Source organism: Defluviicoccus vanus (assembly GCF_014672695.1).
In the GTDB taxonomy this organism is placed as follows: Bacteria; Pseudomonadota; Alphaproteobacteria; order Rhodospirillales; family Defluviicoccaceae; genus Defluviicoccus; species Defluviicoccus vanus.
Map to the genome: position 1 here is coordinate 2,570,570 of NZ_CP053923.1, position 21,584 is coordinate 2,592,153.

13 protein-coding genes are annotated in these 21,584 nt (G+C 62.9%); 6 read left to right on the forward strand and 7 right to left on the reverse strand.

Features of this window, described 5'->3' with window-relative positions; all coding sequences use genetic code 11:
* Positions 1–45: 45 nt before the first annotated feature.
* The 3 genes from HQ394_RS11665 to HQ394_RS11675 form a co-directional block, all read right to left on the reverse strand.
* A complete protein-coding gene (locus tag HQ394_RS11665) occupies positions 46–1,242 on the reverse strand; it encodes an acetyl-CoA C-acyltransferase (RefSeq protein WP_190260390.1) in 1,197 nt (398 codons plus the stop codon).
* 652 nt (positions 1,243–1,894) lie between these two features.
* The gene (locus HQ394_RS11670; RefSeq protein WP_223291538.1) at positions 1,895–5,146 is read right to left on the reverse strand and encodes a hypothetical protein; all 3,252 of its coding nucleotides are present in this window, start codon (positions 5,144–5,146) and stop codon (positions 1,895–1,897) included.
* A 234-nt stretch (positions 5,147–5,380) separates the two neighbouring features.
* On the reverse strand, positions 5,381–7,201 hold the full coding sequence (locus HQ394_RS11675) for a hypothetical protein (protein ID WP_190260392.1): 1,821 nt from the start codon (positions 7,199–7,201) through the stop codon (positions 5,381–5,383).
* 748 nt (positions 7,202–7,949) lie between these two features.
* Here HQ394_RS11675 and HQ394_RS11680 point away from each other — a divergent pair.
* From HQ394_RS11680 to HQ394_RS11695, 4 genes are read left to right on the forward strand one after another with little or no spacing between them, the layout of a single operon-like run.
* Positions 7,950–12,452 (forward strand): Ig-like domain-containing protein, encoded by a 4,503-nt coding sequence (locus HQ394_RS11680; protein WP_190260393.1) that lies wholly within the window; start codon positions 7,950–7,952, stop codon positions 12,450–12,452.
* Positions 12,428–13,816, forward strand: coding sequence for an Ig-like domain-containing protein (locus tag HQ394_RS11685; protein ID WP_190260394.1), 1,389 nt, complete (start codon positions 12,428–12,430; stop codon positions 13,814–13,816). Before HQ394_RS11680 ends, HQ394_RS11685 begins: the two co-directional genes overlap by 25 nt.
* Positions 13,817–13,838: 22 nt before the next feature.
* Complete coding sequence (locus HQ394_RS11690; RefSeq protein ID WP_190260395.1) at positions 13,839–14,531, forward strand: Ig-like domain-containing protein; 693 nt, start codon at positions 13,839–13,841, stop codon at positions 14,529–14,531.
* Positions 14,528–15,247, forward strand: coding sequence for a hypothetical protein (locus tag HQ394_RS11695; RefSeq protein ID WP_190260396.1), 720 nt, complete (start codon positions 14,528–14,530; stop codon positions 15,245–15,247). Before HQ394_RS11690 ends, HQ394_RS11695 begins: the two co-directional genes overlap by 4 nt.
* Before the next feature lie 14 nt (positions 15,248–15,261).
* Here the strand turns inward: HQ394_RS11695 and typA are convergent, their stop codons facing one another.
* The gene (gene typA / locus HQ394_RS11700) at positions 15,262–17,082 is read right to left on the reverse strand and encodes a translational GTPase TypA (RefSeq protein ID WP_190260397.1); all 1,821 of its coding nucleotides are present in this window, start codon (positions 17,080–17,082) and stop codon (positions 15,262–15,264) included.
* 134 nt (positions 17,083–17,216) lie between these two features.
* Positions 17,217–17,612, reverse strand: a complete 396-nt coding sequence (locus tag HQ394_RS11705) for a 2Fe-2S iron-sulfur cluster-binding protein (protein WP_223291539.1) — start codon at positions 17,610–17,612, stop codon at positions 17,217–17,219.
* Positions 17,613–18,010: 398 nt separating this feature from the next.
* Between HQ394_RS11705 and HQ394_RS11710 the strand changes: the two genes are divergently transcribed.
* Positions 18,011–18,994, forward strand: a complete 984-nt coding sequence (locus HQ394_RS11710) for an IS110 family RNA-guided transposase (protein WP_190260399.1) — start codon at positions 18,011–18,013, stop codon at positions 18,992–18,994.
* A 73-nt stretch (positions 18,995–19,067) separates the two neighbouring features.
* Here the strand turns inward: HQ394_RS11710 and HQ394_RS11715 are convergent, their stop codons facing one another.
* Together HQ394_RS11715 and HQ394_RS11720 are read right to left on the reverse strand one after the other, a co-directional pair.
* Positions 19,068–19,358: a hypothetical protein gene (locus HQ394_RS11715; RefSeq protein WP_190260400.1), complete on the reverse strand. Its 291-nt coding sequence runs from the start codon at positions 19,356–19,358 to the stop codon at positions 19,068–19,070.
* A 73-nt stretch (positions 19,359–19,431) separates the two neighbouring features.
* Positions 19,432–20,289, reverse strand: coding sequence for a 3-hydroxybutyryl-CoA dehydrogenase (locus HQ394_RS11720; protein ID WP_190260401.1), 858 nt, complete (start codon positions 20,287–20,289; stop codon positions 19,432–19,434).
* 569 nt (positions 20,290–20,858) lie between these two features.
* On the opposite strand from HQ394_RS11720, the gene HQ394_RS11725 reads away from it, so the two are divergent.
* Positions 20,859–21,572 (forward strand): ribonuclease H-like domain-containing protein, encoded by a 714-nt coding sequence (locus HQ394_RS11725; RefSeq protein WP_456151597.1) that lies wholly within the window; start codon positions 20,859–20,861, stop codon positions 21,570–21,572.
* The last annotated feature ends 12 nt before the right edge of the window (positions 21,573–21,584 follow it).

Genomic DNA, 21,584 nt, shown 5'->3' on the forward strand with positions numbered 1-21,584 from the left:
GGCGACCGCCGGCCCTGAGGCCGGCGGGTCTGCAGCAAGCCGCTATTAGGAGACGAGTTCGACTGCCATCGCAGTGGCTTCGCCACCGCCGATGCACAAGCCTGCCACGCCCTTCTTCAGGCCATGCGCCTGCAAGGCGTGGATGAGCGTGACGATGATCCGGGCACCTGAAGCACCGATCGGATGGCCCAGCGCACAGGCACCGCCGTTGATGTTGACCTTGTCATGCGGGATGCCGATGTCGCGCATCGCCGCCAAGGTGACGACGGCGAATGCCTCGTTGACCTCCCAAAGGTCGACGTCCGTGCTCTTCCAACCGGCCTTTTCCAGCACCTTGCGGATGGCGCCGACGGGAGCGGTGGTGAACAGGTTTGGCTCCTGGGCGTGCGTCGCATGTGCCTTAATCACCGCGATCGGCACAATGCCCTTCTTCTCGGCGGTCGAGCGGCGCATCAGCACCAGAGCGGCGGCACCATCCGAAATCGAGCTGGAGGTTGCAGCAGTGACGGTACCGTTCTTGGCGAAAGCGGGCTTCAGTGTCGGAATCTTCGAGATGTTGACCTGGAACGGCGCCTGGTCCTTGTCGATCACCTTGTCGCCTTTGCGGTCCTTAATCGTGACCGCAGCGATTTCCGCGCCAAAGGTGCCGTCATTCGAAGCGCGCTGCGCCCGGTTTACCGACTCGGTCGCGAACTCATCCTGGACCTCGCGGGTAAACTGGTACATCTGGGCGCATTCTTCGGCAAATGTGCCCATCGAGCGACCTGCCTCATAGGCATCCTCGAGGCCGTCATAGAACATGTGGTCCATCAACCGGTCGCCATGACCGAGACGATAGCCGGTGCGGCCCTTCAGGACGAGGTACGGCGCGTTGCTCATGCTCTCCATGCCGCCAGCGACGACCAGAGATCGAGAGCCGGCAATCAGGTTGTCGTGCCCCAGCATCGTCGTCTTCATCGCCGAGCCGCACATCTTGGTCAGCGTCGTCGCACCGGCACTCCACGGCACACCTGCAAAGTGCGCAGCCTGACGAGCCGGCGCCTGCTTCAGACCCGCCATCAGGCAGCAGCCCATCATCACTTCGCCGATTTCGTTAACGTCGACCTTCGAGCGTTCCAGAGCCGCCTTGATGGCGACGGCACCCAATTGCGTTGCCGGAACGCCCGCGAAGTCTCCCAGCATCCCGCCCATCGGCGTGCGGGCAGCACCGACGATGACAACGGAATCAGATTCTTGCGCCATGTTCTTTACTCTCCTAAGCCCTCGATTATGACACTTGGCTGCGCGACAGGCGCAGCCTCTCCGCGCCTGTGGAAGGTTTATGGAAATGGTCCTCGGACCTTGACCTCTTCCCGCGCAGATTTTCGCGTCTTGTTTCTGGTGCGTTCTGCGTGATCCATTGCCTAGCGATCAGCAGGCCGCCCAGTCTCAGATAGCCGCGCATACTAGTACCTATGGCGGTTCCTGCAAGAAATTAAGCCTTCGCAGAAAGGTACGGAGATAAATGCTGCAATAGCGAACGTCGACGTGCCTTATTTCGCTGGCGCAATAATTTGCCGATCAATAGTCGACTTTCCAGCTTGGCAAGCGTACTGCATGCATTCCGCATGCATCAACGCGCACTTAAGCGTGCTCCGCGCTGATATCCTTGAGCAGAAGAGTCATGATATTGGTCAGAAACGGGAGAAAGTTAGTGGCCAGCAATGAAGAGCTACGCTCAGGCAGCGCCGACAGAGCACTATAGGGATGATCTAGCACCGGTGGTCGCCGTATCCGACGTCTTGCATACGTCTCCAAAGACAAAGGCAGCGCCGGGAGCCACATTGCCTCCTCGGCGCCCAGCGCTGCCTGACAGTGTCGACTTGGCGATACGCCAATGTACGCTGTCTTCCTCCTAGAAGTAACGACCGGGTCTTGCGCTGCCAACAGCGTTGTTGGTGAGAATGGATCCCGTGCCGTTGTTGCTCACCGTACCGTCATATCGCGTAACCCGCGTGCGGTTGCAGCCGCCTTGAATGCTCAGCGGCAGGTTCCCTTGCTGCGGATTGACGACAAAGTCCATGATGTCGCAGTCGTCACTGCCTGCATAGATTTGCGGACCATTACTGAACACCGATCCGCTGCCAGAGACAACCTTGACCTGGCGTGCGGAATTGCCCGAACCGAGGAAGCGGATAACCGAGTTGCTGTGGGTCGCTCCCGTCGCTGTGGATTCCACGTAGATATTGCGGAACTCGTTGTGACAACCGCCATAAGGCTGGTCGGAATAGTCGGTGACGTAAAACGCCCGCATTGTTGAGGGAACGGCCACCCGTGCCCAAATATTACGGAACTTATCACCCGTAGTTCCCAGTGCCTGGATGACCGCGAGATCTGCCAGGTCGGTCCGGGTCAGGTTATCGCCACGCAATTCGATGTTGTCGAATGTATTGTAGCAACCATACTCGCCATCTCGCAATAACCAGGCCTGCCCCATTTCACTGGTAAAGGTTTCCGAGCGGGTCCAGGTGCAGTTGCGGATGATGTTCAGACAGGATCCGATACCGAGCTCACATATACCGGCCCGGGTTTCGAATTCACAACCATCGACGAGCGTGTTTTGCAGCGCATTACCGTAAAGGCCGTAGCCGTCACCGACGATCCGGCAGTTTTGATAAAGGCCGTCCATCGGAAAGCCAGCGGTCGGAAAGCCTGCCCTCACTGCGATCAGCAGGTTGATAAAGCTTACCTTGGAATGGTACTCATTGGCGACCGAGTCGACGTAATTCTGCGTACCGTCGGCGGCCATTTCGCGGTGGATGGCAAAGGCATTGCCGGCAACCGCCGTGCCGTTGGCACGTTTGTAGTTGTAGGCACCGCTGTTCTTCGCCGGGTGTGGCGTTGATGGAAAATCGAACGGAAGCTTTCTGTCGAGATAAATGCGCCCCGCGGATCCCTTGCTGACGACTTTCGCGGTGAAGCGTCGGGTCGGAACAGGGTCCGCCTGCGTATCATACCTGCCGGACAGGATCGTCAGCTTATCGCCAACACTGATCGCATCGTAGTCGGTGGTGACCGAGGCGACAAAGGCATCGTCGCCTGCCTTCATATCCGCCGTTCCATCGACACCCGACGCCAGGCGCCAGTTCTGGCGGGTGCTCAGATTGCTGTTGGTGATAGAACAGCAGAGGAATGGCGAATTGTTCCAATGCTTGTAGGTAGCAAGGGTGCCGATGAAGCCCGTTGCGGCGGGAGAACCGAGACCTATGAAGTGTGCGCCATCAATGTCCCACGGCAACGTCTTGGAAATGGCAGCGACGCGATCGGCCGGCATGAGCAGGTCGAACTCCTGGCCGGCGTAATTGGCGCGAAAATAGTCGCGGATCGCTTTCAATTTTGCCCTGTCATCGGTGCCGCTCGAACCGGTGGGCGTGGCATCGGCGACAAGGTTGTTGACGCCGAAGTCGGTGGTCAGGTTGAACCGGAGTCTGTTGCGGAAGAACGCGTACGGAGAGCGGGCAGTGATGGCTGCCTTGCGGGCAATTTCTCGCTCATCGCTGGTCATGATGACCTTGGATCCGTCGGAGGCGTCGAGGATCTGATTGGCGGCATAATCACCACTTGCGGCGACAATAGCCCCGGCGCGGCCAAAGACGCTGGCGATCGTTGGTGATACGAGGGTGCCTATGGCGGACACACGCAGGTTGATCAGGCTTGGATCGGCAACCCCGTCGCCTCCCCAGCGGATCAACTGCAACGAACAACTGTCGAGCGCCTGGATCGCCGGCGGTACGGTGATTGCCGTCCGGAAAGTGGCGCTGCCACCGTTGGAAATATCGGCCGCACAATAGCCGTTCGGCTCAACCGGTGCCGCGGAGCCATTTGCCGGCGCCAGTGTTCCGTCCGCCATGTACCAGGTATAGGGGCCAGCGGCGTTCGGAGAGAACATCACGGCGATCCGTGCCGTCGACGCTCCCGCTGTCCCAACGGTACCGCGGAGATAGATCAGCGGCGTATTCTTCAGGCTCACTCCGAGAATGGCCGAATTGGCGAGGCCGGGATTGACCACGGTAGCGGCCATGTCTTGCAGGATGATGGCGCTGTTACCGGTGGAAAACGTTCCAAGATTGCATTCTGGAAACGCGGCAATCGCATCGAGTTTCGCCTTGGCTGCCGCAGGCATGATGCCGTCACTCGCCGCGGTCGCCAGCGGCAGCATGGCAACCGCCTCACTGGGAAGGACGGTTGTCAGCGCTCCACTGCCCATGCCGTTCTGCCGCCCGGCGAAGGTTGCTTCCGGGAAAGCGCGCAACAGGTTGGTTTCATTGGTGGTGACCGCGTAACGGCCAGTGCTTGCCAGGCTATCGGATGCGTCGGCAAGGCTAAGTGTTATCGCGCCCGTGCGTCCGGCGACGGTGATCACCGGTGAATGGGGTGGTGACGGCAGCCTTAATCTGTGCCGGTGAGACGGTACAGGTGGCAGAGGCGGTGCCGGTGGTGATTTCCGCGTCGGTCGCCGCTGCCGGATTGACCTGGGCTCCGGTGGCGACGCTGTCGAGCTTCTGCTTGTCGGCGGCAGCGAGAAGGCCATCAGCCGTGGTCGTGGCTGCTGCGTGGCTGTGGTCGGCGCGGGCGACGGTGGTGGTGGTGCCTGCAATTCCCCCGCTGTGGCGAGATTGACGGCGATGCTGCGGTCGGCGCTGAGGTCGCCGCCGCCGGTAAGGCCGCTGCCCACGGTGATGGCGCGCGCCGAGGGAACGGTGCCGGCAACGTCAGCCTGCGTCAGGGTGACCGCACCGGTGCGTCCGGCAACGGAGGGTACCGGGACGAATGTGGTGACGGCGGCTTTGATCTGCGCCGGCGAGACGGTGCGGGTGGCGGTGGCGGTGCCGGCGGTGATTTCCGCGTCGGTCGCCGCTGCCGGATTGACCTGGGCTCCGGTGGCGACGCTGTCGAGCTTCTGTTTGTCGGCGGCAGCGAGAAGGCCGTCAACCGTGGTTGTGGCTGCGGCGTGGCTGTGGTCGGCGCGGGCGACGGTGGTGGCGGTGCCGGCGGTTCCCCGCTGCGACGAGATTGACGGCGATGCTGCGATCGGCGGTGAGGTCGCCGCCGCCGGTGAGGCCGCTGCCGACGGTGATGGCGCGCGCCGAAGGAACGGTGCCGGCAACGTCGGCCTGCGACAGGGTGATCGCACCGCTGCGTCCGGCGACGGTGGTTACCGGCGCATGGGTGGTGACGGCAGATTTGATCTGCGCCGGCGAGACGGTGCGAGTGGCAGTGGCGGTTCCGGCGGTGATCTCCGCGTTTGTTGCCGATGCCGGATTGACCTGGGCGCCAGCGGCGACGCTGTCGAGCTTCTGCTTGTCGGCGGCAGCGAGAAGGCCGTCGACCGTGGTTGTGGCTACGGTGTGGCTGTGGTCGGCGCGGGCGACGGTGTGTTGGCGGTGCCGGCGGATCCACCCGCTGCGGCGAGATTGACGGCGATGCTGCGGTCGGCGCTGAGGTCGCCGCCGCCGGTGAGGCCGCTGCCGACGGTGATGGCGCGCGCCGAGGGAACGATGCCGGCAACGTCGGCTTGCGACAGGGTGACGGCACCGCTGCGTCCGGCGACGGTGGTCACCGGCGCATGGATGGTGACGGCAGCCTTAATCTGTGCCGGCGAGACGGTGCGGGTGGCAGTGGCGGTGCCGGTGGTGATCTCGGCATCGGTCGCCGCTGCTGGATTGACCTGGGCTCCGGCGGCGACACTGTCGAGCTTCTGCTTGTCGGCGGCAGCGAGAAGGCCATCAACCGTGGTTGTGGCTGCGGCGTGGCTGTGGTCGGCGCGGGCGACGGTGTTGGCGGTGCCGGCGGATCCACCCGCTGCGGCGAGATTGACGGCGATGCTGCGGTCGGCGCTGAGGTCGCCGCCGCCGGTGAGGCCGCTGCCGACGGTGATGGCACGCGCCGAGGGAACGGTGCCGGCAACGTCGGCCTGCGACAGGGTGACGGCCCCGCTGCGTCCGGCGACGGTGGTTACCGGCGAATGGGTGATGACGGCAGATTTGATCTGCGCCGGCGAGACGGTGCGGGTGGCAGTGGCGGTGCCGGCGGTGATTTCCGCATCGGTCGCCGCGGCCGGATTGGCGTCGGCATTAGCGGTGATCGCCTGCAGCTTGCTCCGCTCCTCGACGGTCATCGCCAGCCGGGTCTTGCCGTCGGTGAGTTCGTCGAGGCTGGCGGGGTTGACCTGGGCGCCAGTGTCGACGCCCTGCAGCTTGCCCCGCTCGTCGGCGGTCATCGCCAAGCGGTTAGGGCTGTCGGGAACCTCATCGAGGCTAGCCGGATTGACCTGGGCTCCGGCGGCGACGCTATCGAGCTTCTGCTTGTCGATGGCGGCGAAGAGGCCATCAACCGTGGTTGTGGCTGCGGCGTGGCTGTGGTCGGCGCGGGCGACGGTGGTGGCGGTGCCGGCGGATCCACCCGCTGCGGCGAGATTGACGGCGATGCTGCGGTCGGCGCTGAGGTCGCCACCGCCGATGAGGCCGCTGCCGACGGTGATGGCGCGTGCCGAGGGAACGGTGCCGGCAACGTCGGCCTGCGACAGGGTGACGGCCCCGCTGCGTCCGGCGACGGTGGTTACCGGCGAATGGGTGATGACGGCAGATTTGATCTGCGCCGGCGAGACGGTGCGGGTGGCAGTGGCGGTGCCGGCGGTGATTTCCGCATCGGTCGCCGCGGCCGGATTGGCGATCGCCTGCAGCTTGCTTCGCTCGTCGACGGTCATCGCCAGCCGGCTGGGGCTGTCGGGAACCTCATCGAGGCTGGCCGGATTGACCTGCGCTCCAGTGGCGACGCTGTCGAGCTTGGCCTTATCGGCGGTGGTGAAATGCTGGTTGGTCACCCCGGCAGCAATATCATCCAGGCTTTGCATGACCGCACTGGCGCTCACGGTGGCGACGGTGACGTTTCCTTCGGCGTCGAAGCTGAGCGTTTTGCCCGCCCGATCGCTCTTCATAGGCAGCGTCAGGCTGGCGTCGGCGTCGGCTGGCAGCAGGCGTACACTCCGTTCTGTCGCGTCCTCCACCTGCTGCAATGCCGCGGTCAAATAATCGAGCTCATAATTCAGCACCCGCGCCCGCAACTCACCGGACTCCTGGAAATCGGTTGTCCGCTGAATGACGATCCGCCGTCGGAGGGTAAGGGTCGAGCCCGCCGCCGGTGGTTCGGAAAAGTTGATCACGCCACCATTCGGATTCGATAAATCCACAGAAAATCCTGTGGTCAGGGCAAGCTGGCCAAGAAAAACATCCAGGTCAGATTTGGAGAATATCGCAAAAGGAATATCAAAATCCTTCTGCGCACCATTGACAATGTATTGAATACTTGGACGTACGGCGTTCACAGTCACGTTCGTGGGCATACGTGTCCCCGTTGGCAGATGACGAGGCGAAGGAAGGTCCGCCCGTGTCAAGGTGAGTGCGGACAGTGGGTTCGATAGGCGGCATGGCGCCTGGAGCCCGCGCGGACTCGGCCGTCGGTACCGGCGAATGCGGTATCGAGCGCAGGGCACCGCGTGGACGCGGGTCACACCACCACGCGTCGTTATCGGAAAATATACCTATCTAGGCGACAAAAGTCAACATTTTGGTGCCTGATCAGGTAATTTTTTGGGTCGTTTGGGTATTTTTCTGTGCTGAGTGGCGCGCTGGCCTTGTCCCCAAAACAGGGAAATTATTGCCTATTTCTGGCCAATTCCGGCTGTGCTACCGTAGGCAGTGTCCGCTATCGGTGCGCGCGCGGACTGCGGTCGGGGGACAGGATGCATGACGGACGTGCCATCGTCGCTGTCTTTCCCTAGCGTTGGGAGTGCTGGTGCCATGGCCATGGAAACGCCAACCGTTACAAGCTCCTCCGGGCAAATGCCCGCCGGGGATGGCGCGTGGCCGAGAGCGCCTGGTAATGTCATCCGGGCGGATTCGCCGACCGCGTTGCCGACGGGACAAGCGGCGACTGCGGACCTGCAGGGTGGGTTTTCCGGTTCGCCACCGCCGATGCAAATCGGCCGCGTCGAGGCGGTCACGGGAACGCCCGCTGCCGTCGGCGTCGACGGTAAGGGTCATGCCCTGCGGCCGGGTGACGCCGTCCACCTTGGCGAGACCCTGCAGGCGGGACCGGGTGGCCGCTTGAGCGTCGGCCTCAGCAATGGCGAAACGCTGCATCTGGGCGCAGACGGCCGGGTGCTGCTGCAGGGCGTGCCAACCGCTGCGGTTGCCGACGCAACTACGCCGCAGATCTATCTGCAGACAGGCGAGATGGTTGTTCTCCCCTCCATCCTGTCGACGGACGTAGCTGGCATCGGCCTCCAGGGCTTCAGCGGCGAGATCCATGGTCGGGCATCGCTGATTGCCCGCGTCTCACCCGGCGCCGGTCTTGAGGTAACGCTGCTGCCAGGGATGGACGCGGCCGGCGGTGAGCTGGACGTGACAGCCGACGGGCAGAGCCAGCATCTGCAGGCACCCTTCGATCACTTGACGCTCGCAAGCGGGAATCTGGACGCATCCCGGCTAGAGCATCTCGCCTGTAACGACCCGCGCCTTGACTTCGCGGCGGAGCTTGGTGCAACCGGCGGTCGCTGCAGGCCGGACGAGGCATCGGCGGCGGAGGACCTGGAGACCTCTCCTGGCGGTGACATGGCCGCCGACAGCGGCACCTTTACCGTCACCCAACCGACCGCAGCCTTCGATCTGAAGCCGCAAGAGGCTCCCCTTGCCGATCCGAGCGGCGTTGATTTGGTGGGCGCGCCCGTCCGTCTTTCACTGCGCTCCCACATCAACGATTTGCTGCTGCAAGGCACGCAGGATTTCACCGCGTCGTCCTCGACGTCCAGCACTGTCCTCAACGGGGGCACAGACTTTTCACTAATGCGGCTCTGGGACCCCGGCCACATCTGGCGGGGGCTCGGCAGTCATGCGGAACTGGCGCCTGCCGTGCCCGAGGTCCCGCTCGAAAGCGGCCGATTGATCACCTCCCGCGCCGGCGAGATGGCACAGATCGTCGCCACGGGTGCAATCACCAGCGAAATCGAGACATTCCTCAGCGTTCCCAGCGGTCGTCTCCACCAAGTCATGCCGGACGTCAATTTCGCTGGAGGAGGAGCGATGCGGCTCGAGGGATCGATCCACCTCGAAGCCGGCCAGTCGATTTGGTTTGATACGTTCTTCGACGCTGCCGATCCCGCTCCCAATAGCGAGGACAGTTCGGCGTTTCGTGACTTTGCGGTTCTCACTGTCGCAACGCAGGCACAGACGATGGTGATCCCCATCGCCGATGAGAGTCCTCAGGTTGCGGGCTTTGGCGCTACCGGCTGGCAGTCAATCAAGTACACCGCCGGGGTTACTGGCGACTACAGCTTTGGATTTGCCGTCCTTGACGACGGCGGCGTCAGTCCTTCCGTTCTCTACGTGGACAACGTTCGCTCCCAGGATGCTTCCGGTTTCAGCTACGCCGAACTCGCAGCGCGGCAAGATAATCTCGGCGGCACGGTGCGGATTCTGGTGCCACAGCCGATCGCCAACGACGACGTTGTCACCGTCTCTGCGGGCGGCCAAACCGCCATCAACGTGGCAACGCAACTCCTCGCCAACGACGTCGACCCGGACACATTCGATGGCATGCGGATCGTCGGTGTCGACTCTGCCAGCACGCACGGCCACGTCAGTTTTGCCAGCGGCCGAACGATCGACTACGACCCGAAAGGCTACTTTGCCAGCCTTGCCGAAGGCGAAATCGGCGTCGATAGCTTCAAGTACATCCTGGATGGCGGCAACGGCGAGCAGGCGACCGCGACCGTCCGCGTCAATGTCGTCGGCGTCAACGACGCACCAACTGCGGCGCCCACCTTTGTTGCCAGCAGCGAAGCGCGCGAAAATGGCGTTGCGATCAGCATCGCCAATATCCTTGCCACCGCGACGGACGTGGACTCCGACTTCACCCCCACATCACTGAGAGTGGTCAACGCTACCGCCGCGTCCGGTGCCACCGTGCATCTGGAGGGCCCCCGCGGGGAGAACCTCATCTATGATCCCTCGGGCACCAGCGCCTTCGAATATCTTGCTGCGGGGGAGACGGCCAAGGACGTCATCGCCTACACCATCGCCGACCAGCACGGTGCAACCGCCACCGGCCAGGTGACTGTTGTTGTTCACGGCAGCAACGATCTGCCGACAGCCAATCACGACCTCGCTGCCACCGATCAGAACACTGCCATTGCCATCGCCGCCACCGCCAACGACACTGACCCCGATCTGAGCGACCGGCTGCAGGTGGTTGCCATCGATGGCGCGTCGCTGACAACCGCAACGCCGGTAACTCTTGCATCTGGCGCCAGGGTCGCCCTCGCCGCCGACGGCAGGCTCAATTACGATACCAATGGCGCCTTTGCTTATCTGGCCGAGGGGCAGATAGGCAGCGACAGCTTCGGCTATCGCCTCAGCGACGGGCACGGCGGCTTTGCCGATGCCAGCGTCACGGTGACCATCACCGGTCGCAACGATGCGCCGATCGCCATCCTCGACGCGCGCGATATGTCAGAAGACGGCACGACGAGCGTCGATGTTGCCGGTCTGCTCGCCAACGATCGCGATCCCGACCAGGGCGACCACATCCGGCTCACCGCCATCGATGATCGGGGATCACAGGTTGCCGCGCGCATCGAGGGTGGCCAGTTGGTCTTCGATCCGGGCGATCACTTCCAGTATCTGGCGGACGGCGAGACGGCGACGCAGGTGGTCCGCTACACGATCGCCGATACGAGCGGGGCAACGGCAACCACCGATATCACGATCACTATTCACGGCGCCAATGATAGTCCCGTCGCCGGTGCCGATGCGGTCGATACCGTCGAGGAAAAGCAGCTCATCATCTTCGACGGGCGAGATACCCTCGACGGGTATCAGCACGCCCCCAACGTTCTCGCCAACGACCGCGACCCGGACCTCAGCGACAAACTGACGATCACTGCTATCGGTGGCCAGGCTGTGCATCCCGGCGAGACGCTGCTGCTGGCGTCGGGCGCTCACGTCACCTTGCAGGCGGATGGTACCCTTGCCTATGACCCCACCGGTGCTTTCACCCAGCTCGACTTCCAGGAGCGGGCGACCGACAGCTTCACCTACACCGTCAGCGACGGGCATGGCGGTGTCGCCCAGGCCACGGTCAGCCTCGGCATCAGCGGCGTGAATGATGCGCCGGTCGCGGTGGACGATGCGGCGGGGGCAATCAGCCAGCGCGGCGGCTTCGCCCTCAACGTTCTCGCCAACGATCACGATCCAGACGCCCACGACTATCTCGAAGTGGTGCAGATCAACGGCAAGTCCGTTATCTTCGGCAATCCCTTCTACCTGACGAGCAACGATCCGCAGACCAGCGACTATGTGGTGGTCAGTGCCGACGGTGAGATCGCTTACAACGCCGGCGAACGTTTCGCCTCCCTCGCGGCCGGTGAAACCGCGACGGTGACGCTGAGCTATACCATCCACGACACGCTTGATGCGCGCGCCGACGCCAAGCTCAGCTTCACCGTGACCGGCGCCAACGACGCACCAGACGCGCAGGACGACACCGGCTATGGCGTCGACAGCAAGACGGTGCTTGCGTTTCCGGCGATTGGCGGCGTGCTGGCCAACGATCGTGATCCAGACCTTGGCGACGCGATCCATGTCGCGGCGGTCGAAGGTAGCGCGCTCGCGGTCGGGCAATCGATTACCTTGCAGTCCGGCGCCTTGTTGACGCTGAATGCCGATGGCAGCTTCCACTACGATCCCAACGGTGCCTTCAACTGGCTGCAGCCGTTCGCGACGACGACCGATACGTTCGCGTACACTATCACCGACACCCACGGTGCCACCGACACCGCCCACGTTACTATTGAAGTCCAAGGCCATCCGAACGAGCCGCCAACGGCTGTCACCGATACCGCCAGTACCGACTCCGATGCCGCCATCCGCCTGCACGTGCTCGCCAACGACAGCGATCCGGAAGGGGCGCACCTGCAGATCATCGCCATTGATGAAGCGCACAAGGATTACGTCCGCATCAACCCGGATGGGACGCTGACCTACGACACCGCTGGCGGGTTCGATACTCTGGCTGCGGGAGAGACCAAGACCGATACTTTTACTTACACCATCGACGATGACCTGGGTGGCCGCGCCACGGCACAGGTTACGGTGACCGTCCTCGGCACCGGCACCGCGACGATGGCCAAACAGACGATCATCGAGAGTTTCGAGCAGCCCTATGGCAGTCTCGTTGCCGGCTGGGACCGCGAACCGGTTTCCGGCGCCTCCGCGGGCGCGGTTGGTCTGGTGTCGGGCTACACGGCAGCACTGGCTCCGTTTGGGCCCACCCATGCAGGCATGGCAGTCCTCATGCACGGTGAGGGCGTCGCGGCGCGCAGGAGTCGCCGGTGCTGCAGGAGTATCTCGGGCTGAGTTCCAACAGTCTGCCGAAGGATCTCGGCGATGGTTCTGGCGCTGCCTCCACCGCTGTCTCGGGGAGTGCAATCAAGACCGAGCTTACGTTTACAAGCGCCGATCTCAACGCCCAGGGGAAGCTCATCGTCTCTTTCGACTGGAACTTCCTGTCTGCCGAGTCCGTCCCATCAGGCCTGCCGGGATTCAACGATTACGCCATCTTCACCGTTTCCGACGGCACGACATTTAAAGTATTGACCCTCACGGACGCGCGAGAGACTGGGCTTAACGCATCTGGTTGGCGCACCTCCACCTATGATCTGACCAGCCTGTTCGGCGCCGACGTCACCGCCGGCCGCTCGCTCACCCTCGGGTTCGCTGTCGTCAACGACCAGGATGACCAGCGTCCGTCGAGCCTGCTCCTGGACAACGTCCGGATCAACGCGCCCGCCCCTGTTCCCCCGGAGGCGACGCTGCTGCACAGCACCGAGGCCGGCACGTTTCTCACCTATCGCCACACACCGACCGCCATCGCCGACGCCACGGCGACGCTGGCGACGACGGCGGGTGCACCGCTCACCATTGCCCCCTCGACCCTGCTTGCCAACGATGTGCCGTCACCTGGCAGCAGCAGCGTCAGCTTCGTCGGCCTCTACGGAGCTGCCGGAAAAGGTCTGGTGAGCTACGTCAACGGCCAGATCGTCTATAATCCCAACGGCCAATTCGCCGCCCTGGCGCTCGGCGAAATCGGCTTCGATACCTTCCACTATCAGATTACCGATGCCAATGGCGGCATTGGCCGCGGCGAAGTGACGGTGCAGATCACCGGCCTCAACGATGTTCCCAGCACCACCGCATTCGTGGCGACGCCGGTGGCGAGCGAAAACGGCACGCCGATCATCATTGCCGACGTGCTCGCCCATGCCGACGACATCGATTCCGACGACAGTTCGGCGACGCTGCGCATTGTCAGTGCCAGCGCCGTCTCCGGCGCCGAAATCCATCTGGATGGCGATCGGGGCCAGAACTTTATTTATGATCCGTCGAAGACGGTCGCCTTTGAGTATCTTGGGGTAGGCGAGACCGCCAGCGATCTCATCACTTACACCGTCGTCGATCGCCACGGCGGCGCCGCTACCGGTCAGCTGACGATAACCGTCCAGGGCAGCAACGATGTGCCGACCGCGCGCTCGGACGCCTTCAGCGTCGACGAAGACCACATCGCCACTCTCGCGGTGCTGGCCAACGACAGCGATCCCGACCGCAACGACACCCTGAGGGTGGTGAAGATCAACGGTCAAGCGATCAGCTTCGGCAATCCGGTGGCGCTCGCTTCGGGGTGCGCTGATCCTGCTTACCACCGACGGGCGGCTGCAGTTTGACGCCAACCACGCCTACGATTACTTGGCCGTCAATCAGGTGCAAACCACCTCGTTCACCTACACCGCCGGCGATGGCCACGGGGGCCTGTCCGATACGGTGGTGGCGCTGACCATAAGCGGTCTCAACGATGCGCCGGTGGTGGCGGCCGACAGCATGACCGTCGACGAAGACCATGCCGCCACAGTTACAGTCGCTACCTTTCTCGCCAACGACCATGACCCCGACAGCGGCGATCTGCTGCAGTTGACCGCCATCCAGGGCACTGGCGCCAGCCTGGCCGGCAGCGTGCTCACTTACGATCCCGGCAATCGCTTTCACTACCTCGGTGTCGGCCAGACGGCGACCGAGCATCTGACCTACACCGTCACCGACAGCCACGGTGCCAGCAGCCAGGGCGACATCGCCGTAACCATCGAGGGCCGCAACGACGCCCCGCATGCGGTGGCGGATACGGCAACGACGCGCGAAGACCAGGCGATCACCATCGCGCCACTCGCCAATGACACCGATCCGGACACCCCGGACCAGGGGCATCTCTCGATCCTTGCGATCAATACCAGCGGCACCCTTGGTACGGTGACGATCCATGCCGACGGCACGCTGGGCTACGATCCGGCGGGAAAATTCAACGCGCTGACTGGCGGCCAGACGGCGACCGATACCTTCAGCTACACCGTTAGCGACGGCCACGGGGGACCGACACGGCAACGGTGACGCTGACCATCGAGGGCCGCAACAGCGTCGAACAACTCGTCCAGAGTTTCGAGGCGCCGTTCTACTTCGGCAGCGATCCTTCGGTCACCCGGGTCAATACCTACGCGACAACGGTGACCACCTACAAGGAGGCGGAGGTCACTCCGAACCACACCTACGTACCGACCGACGGCAGCACCATGGTCAGGCTGGAGGCCAATGGATCGCCGATCGGAACCGTTGAATCCTTTCTCGGTCTCGCCACCGGCTCCATCAAGTCCACCTTCCCTGACGCCGATGGCTCCAGTCCGGCGAACAGTTCGGCGATGAAGATGGCCATCGCCGTCCATGCCGGCGATCAGATTTCCTTCGACTGGATGTTCGATGCCCGCGACTACGTCAACAGCCCGCCGGACGGCAAGGCAGATAACGACATGGCGCTGCTGGCGGTGACCGGGGTGGACGGCATCAATCTCTACAAACTATCCGACGTCCGGCAGACGGGCGATCTCGGTGCGTCCGGCTGGCGCTCGTCCGTCTACACGGCGCAGCACGACGGCACGCTCACCATCGGCCTCGCCAGTGTCAACGACCGCGTTGCCGACGTGAGCGGTTCCACCTCACAGAACTCGGTGCTGCTCGTCGACAACCTTCGCCTCAATCACGATTTCGATCAAAGCTACCAGTTGGTCCAGACGAGCAGCGACGATCACCTGCACACCTATCTTCACGCCTGACATGGAAGCGTTGATCAGGCAGCGCGCGCCGATTTCTTGCGCTCGTGTTCCTTGAGGAACTTCTTGCGGATGCGAATCGACTGCGGGGTGACCTCGACAAGCTCGTCGTCGTTGATGAATTCGAGCGAGAATTCGAGCGTCGTGTCGATCTTCGGGACCAGGATGATGTTCTCGTCGCGGCCGGCGGCGCGAATGTTGGTCAGCTGCTTCGCCTTCAGCGGATTGACCATCAGGTCATTATCGCGTGAGTGAATGCCAACCACCATGCCCTCGTAAACCTCGGTGCCGTGGTCGACGAACAAGCGCCCCCGTTCCTGCAGGTTGAACAGAGCGTAGGCGAGGGCTTTTCCGGTTGCCATCGAGACGAGGGCGCCGTTGACCCGTCGCCCCAGTTCGGCATTGATCCGCGGCCCGTATTGCTCGAAGGCGTGATACATCAGCCCGGTGCCGGACGTCAGGGTCATGAATTCGGGGCGGAAGCCGATCAGGCCGCGACTGGAAACGAGGTAGTCGAGGCGCACGCGGCCACGATCGTCGTTGACCATGTTGCGCAACTCTGCCCGGCGCTCACCCAGCTTCTCCATCACCGCACCTTGGTGCGCCTCCTCCACGTCGACGGTGAGCGTCTCCCAGGGTTCGCAGACGACGCCATCGATGGTCTTGAGGATCACCTCGGGGCGGGAGATGGCGAGTTCGTAGCCTTCACGGCGCATGTTCTCGACCAGGATCGAGAGGTGCAACTCACCGCGTCCCGACACCTTGAACTTGTCTGGATCCTCGCCTGACTCCACCCGCAGCGCCACGTTGTGCACCAGTTCGCGGTCGAGTCGCTCGCGCAGATTACGACTGGTCACATACTTGCCTTCGCGTCCAGCGAACGGCGAGTTGTTCACCTGGAAGGTCATGCTGATCGTCGGTTCATCGATGGAGAGGCGAGGCAGCGGTTCGATGCAGTCGGGATCGCACAGGGTATCGGAGATGCGCAAGGGGTCGATGCCATTGAAGGCGATGATATCGCCGGCGCCGGCGTCCTCGCGCTCGATCCGATCGAGGCCGTGGAAACTGAGGATCTGCAACACCCGGCCGCGCCGTTGCCCGCCGTCGGCATCGGCGACCATCAGGTTGGAGTTACGGCGAATCCGGCCACGCCGCACCCGGCCGATGCCGATGACGCCGACGTAGCTCGAATAGTCGAGGGCACTGACCTGCATCTGGAATGGTCCCTCGGCATCAACTTGCGGCGACGAGACCCGATCGACGATGGTCTGGAACAGCGGCGACATATCGCTGCCGCGCACGGTGGGATCGTGCGACGCCCAGCCTTCCAGCGCCGAGGCATAGATAACGGCGAAGTCCAGCTGCTCGTCCGAAGCATCGAGACGGGCGAACAGATCGAAGGTGTGATCGACCACCCAGCTTGGCCTGGCGCTTGGCCGGTCTACCTTGTTGACGACGACGATCGGCTTCAGGCCGAGCGCCAGCGCCTTGCGGGTGACAAAGGTGGTCTGCGGCATCGGTCCATCGACCGCATCTACCAGCAACAATACCGAATCCACCATCGACAGCGCACGTTCCACCTCACCGCCGAAGTCGGCATGTCCCGGGGTATCGACAATGTTGATTCGCCAGCCCTGCCACTGAATCGCGGTGTTCTTCGACAGGATGGTAATGCCGCGCTCGCGCTCCAGGTCATTGGAGTCCATCAGCCGTTCGCCGGTACTGCGGTCACCGAGGGTACCGGACTGGCGTAGCAACTGGTCAACCAGCGTCGTCTTGCCATGATCGACATGCGCGACGATGGCAATATTGCGGAGACGGGCGATAGCTTCGTTCATTTGAACCTGATCTGACGACTTATATTTAAGGCGTTATACGGGCAGCCATGGAGTGACCGCCATGCACAATTGGTGACATTTCGGCGTCCAGCGGCTGACGCTGATGCGAAGAACCGGTGCCGATGCTAATCCCTTCAGCCGGCGGCCATTGCATCGCTGAATGCGACGGTAATTTCTCCCGGGCCAACCACGTACTGACAGGCGAGGCGGAGACAGCCGGCGGGAGATCGCGGCTCCTCGCCTTTCCCGGTACTCACCGACTGACGAGCAAGAACCGGCAACAGGAATTCCTCGCTGTCGGTCAAGGCGACAGGCTGGGTGGCATCTGTTGCCGGCACCACCCGCACGAGGCAGGCACCGCAGCCGCCGACCTCGCAGGTGAACAGGATCGGTACACCGTGCTGCCTCGCGATTGAGAGAAGGGTTGGCGCAACGCCCGCACCCAGCGTTACACGTGCGGTCGTACGCAACCGCTCAGCGACAAATGTCACCGTAGCGGTGGCGGCAACTGCGTCGGATTGGCAGGTCACCAGGTTCGGCACCATTGGTGGTGGCTACGGAACGGCGGCGCCCACAACATCGCGCGCACAAACGGCAGCAAGACCAACCCGAGCACAACACCCAAGCATCATCTCACACCATCATCTGGCTAAATTAGAACAAATCAAACTTTTATGCAAGGTTGCGCCGATCATCGGAGACCGCGCCCTTGTATCTTGCCGGGCATGAGGCGTAGCTGGCCTCATGGTGGACCGGGTAAGCATGCACCCGCCCTTGGACTGCGAGTCCGATGCGTAGATTGTGCCCCCGGTCCACACCTTCGACCTCTTTGAGGCTGGACGGTATCGAGGACGCAGCACGATGCTGCAAGTCCGTATCCACAAGGTCAGTCGGTCGGGAGGTCGCCGCAACGACGACGGAGGTTCGGATGCAAGTGATCGGGGTCGACGTCAGCAAGGAAAAGCTGCACTGCGCCTGGCTTCGGGATGCCGTCCGCCGGCAATCGCGGCCGAAATCCGTCGCCAACACCGCCGACGGACATGCGGCGTTGCTTGCCTGGACGACGCGGGTCACCGGTGCCGCGGCGGCGGACGTGCATATCATCCTCGAGGCGACCGGCGTTTATCACGAGGCGGCGGCTACCTTCCTGCATGACGCCGGCTGTCGTGTCTCGGTGGTCAACCCCTTGCAAGTCAAGCGTTTCGCCGAGAGCCTGGGCGTCCGGACAAAGACCGACCGGCACGACGGCCTGATCCTCGCCCTGTTCGGCGATGCCCTGCAGCCGCCCGCCTGGGCGCCACCGCCGGCCGACGTCCGCCAGCTCAAGGCGCTGCTCGGTCGGCTTGCCGCCCTCGAACAGGACCACGCCCGTGAACTCAACCGGCTGGAGAAGGCGCGCGCCGAGCCAGCCCCCGACGCGGTGCTCGTCTCGCTGCAGACGATGCTCGACGCACTGGCGGCGGAGATCGGCCGGCTGCGCCAACAGGTCGACGACCATCTCGACAGTCATCCGCAGCTGAAAGAGCAACGTGTGCTGCTGGAAAGCATCCCCGGCATTGGCAGTAAGCTGTCGTTGTGGTTTTTGACCCTGTTCTGTGGTCGAAGCTTCGCTTCTGCTCGTCAGGCAGCGGCATTCCTTGGCCTCGTGCCGGTCGAATTCCAGTCCGGATCGAGCGTTCTCAAACGGCCGCGACTGTCGAAGGCCGGCGATGCCCGCTGGCGGGCCAGGCTGTTCCTGCCGGCGATGGTCGCTACCCGCTGCAACCCACTGATCCGCGCCCAGTATCAGCGCCTCCTCGACGCCGGCAAATCCAAGATGAGTGCCCTCGGCGCGGCGATGCGAAAGCTCGTCCACATCGCCTTTGGCGTCCTCAAGCACCAAAAACCGTTCGATCCAAATTTGGCCGCTTGATGCTGAAGACGGTATCTACGCATGGCGATGGCGACGGGTGGCGGTTGGAAGCGGCCACCCGTTTTTTTCACGCCTATGCGGTGATCACCACCTCAGCCTTGCCGCCGACGATCTCCGGCGGGATCGGCTGCAGGTCGGCCACATTCTCCTGCAGCCACTTGGCGGCGATCTCGTTGGAATCAAGCGCCATGCGCTCGGTCGAGAAGACGCTGACCGTCGCCATCGTGCCCCCACCACAGTCAACCGCGTAGTAGGCGATAAAACCAGGCGATTTGCGGAGCAACGGTACGAACGTCAGCGCGATCTTGCGACAGACCTCGGCGACAGAGACCACCTTCTCATATTTACGAATACTCACATGCACGAGCGTTTACTCCCCGTCCGGGGACGGACTGTGCAACGCGACGCGGCGCACGCCGTCCCAGCGCTGATCCGGCTTACGCGCTCTGATAATCGAAGAAACCGCGTCCGGTCTTGCGACCAAGGTAGCCGGCATCGACCATCTGCTTCAGCAGCGGGCTCGGCCGATATTTCGGATCTTCAAAGCCTTGGTACAATGTTTCCATGACATTGAGGATGATATCGAGGCCGATCAGGTCGGCGAGCGCCAGTGGGCCCATCGGGTGGTTGGCACCCAATTTCATCACCGCATCAATGTCCTCCGGCTGGGTCAGGCCTTCGTACAGGCAGTTGACCGCCTCGTTGACCATCGGGATGAGCACCCGGTTGACGACGAAACCGAAGCTGTCCTTCACCACGTGCGGTGTCTTGCCGATCTTTTTGCCGGTTGCTTCGATCGTAGCGACCACTTCTTCCTTCGTCTGCAGCGCCCGGACGATCTCTACCAGTTGCATCACCGGCACCGGGTTGAAGAAGTGCATGCCGATCACCTGCCCTGGGCGCTTGGTCGCCGCGGCGATCTTGGTGACCGAGATCGAAGAGGTGTTGGTGGCGAGGATCGCCTCCGGTTTGGCGATGCCATCAAGCTCGCGAAACAGTTGCAGTTTCAGGCTGACCTCTTCCAGCGCCGCTTCGACGATGAGATCACGATCGGCAAACGGGGCCAGTTCGGTGGTGGTATGAATATTGGCTAGCGCCGCGTCCTTGGCCTCCGCCGCCATCTTGTTGCGCGAGACCATTCGCTCCAGGTTTTTCTTGATCGTCGACAAGCCGCGCGCGACGAATTCATCTTTGATATCGCGCATCAGCACGTCATAGCCGGCAGCAGCAAACACTTGCGCGATGCCGTTGCCCATGGTGCCGGCACCGACTACGCCTACCTTCTTGATTTCCATAATGATCCTCCCCATCGGATATTGCCTTGGCGATGTTTTGGGCGCCGAGCGGGGCGTTGCCTGCACTCGCCCAGCCACCATCTCGCACGGTAGCCGCGGTAAACGGAAGCAAAAAGCATTGCCTGGCAGCTATGGTCGGACACGCCATCGAGGCAACGTGGGCGGGCGTACAAAATTGCTTCCGCGCTGGCACGCTGCTTCGGTGGCCAGGTGCAAGTAACCAAGTCCTGAGCACTGCTCTATACGCCGGCGGATATGCAGAGGTTGCCCGGCGGTATGCAGTGAGCTGCCGCCGCGTCTGGCGATATTACGTAACGCAGGCTTGGAGATGCTGTGAACCGCCGAGACCCTCGCCGCTGACGCGAGGCAACAGTCCGCCGCCTCTCTCCGCGCAACGCCGATCTTTGTTACACGCGGAGGCAATGCGCTATGCTCCCTGGCCAATCCGACCGAACAGACCCTCCGCACAAGCAAACTGGACTTAAGTCATGACCACTCTGGTCGTCTTCGACATTGAAGCCGTACCCGACTTCGCTGCGGCACGCCGCCTCCTGGCCAGCCCGGAGGATATGCCCGATGCCGAAGTGCGGCGGAAGCTGGGCGAACGCTACGCGCGCGACGGCGCCGATCCGGCAACGACCTTTCTCAAAGTACCGATGTACCGGATCGTCTGCATCGCGGCCCTGAATGCAAAGCGCGAGGATGCGGGAGGCCCGTGGGCGGTGAACCTGATGGGTAGCCGGCTGGTGGGCGAGAAGTCCGAGGCCGAGGTTCTCCTCGGTTTCCTCAAGGCGTTGCCGCTGGATGGCCGNGGGGTTGGCCCGATGCTGGTCACCTTCGGTGGCAACGGTTTCGATCTGCCGTTGTTGCGCTATCGCGCCTTTGCCCTGGGCCTGCCGGTGCCGACGCTGCATGGCGGCGGCCGCCGCGACTACTGGCACCGCTTCGGTCAGGACCACATCGATCTCTGCGATGTTCTGAGCACGTTTGGTGCCTCGACAAAGCCCAGTCTCGCCGAGCTGGCGGCGCTCGCCAGCATTCCGGTCAAGATCGGCGGCATCGATGGCAGCCAGGTGGAAGCCTACGTGGAGGCCGGTCGGCTTCCCGAGGTGGCGGACTATTGCCTGACCGACGTGCTCGCCACCTACAGCGTGTTCCTTCGCTTTGGACTCGTTCGCGGAGATCTCTCGCCGGCTCACTATGAAGCGTCGATGGAGAGCATGCGGGCGACGGTCAGGAAGCACGTCGACCGGCGCCCGTTGCTGGAGGCGTTTCTCACTTAGGCGGGAAACGCT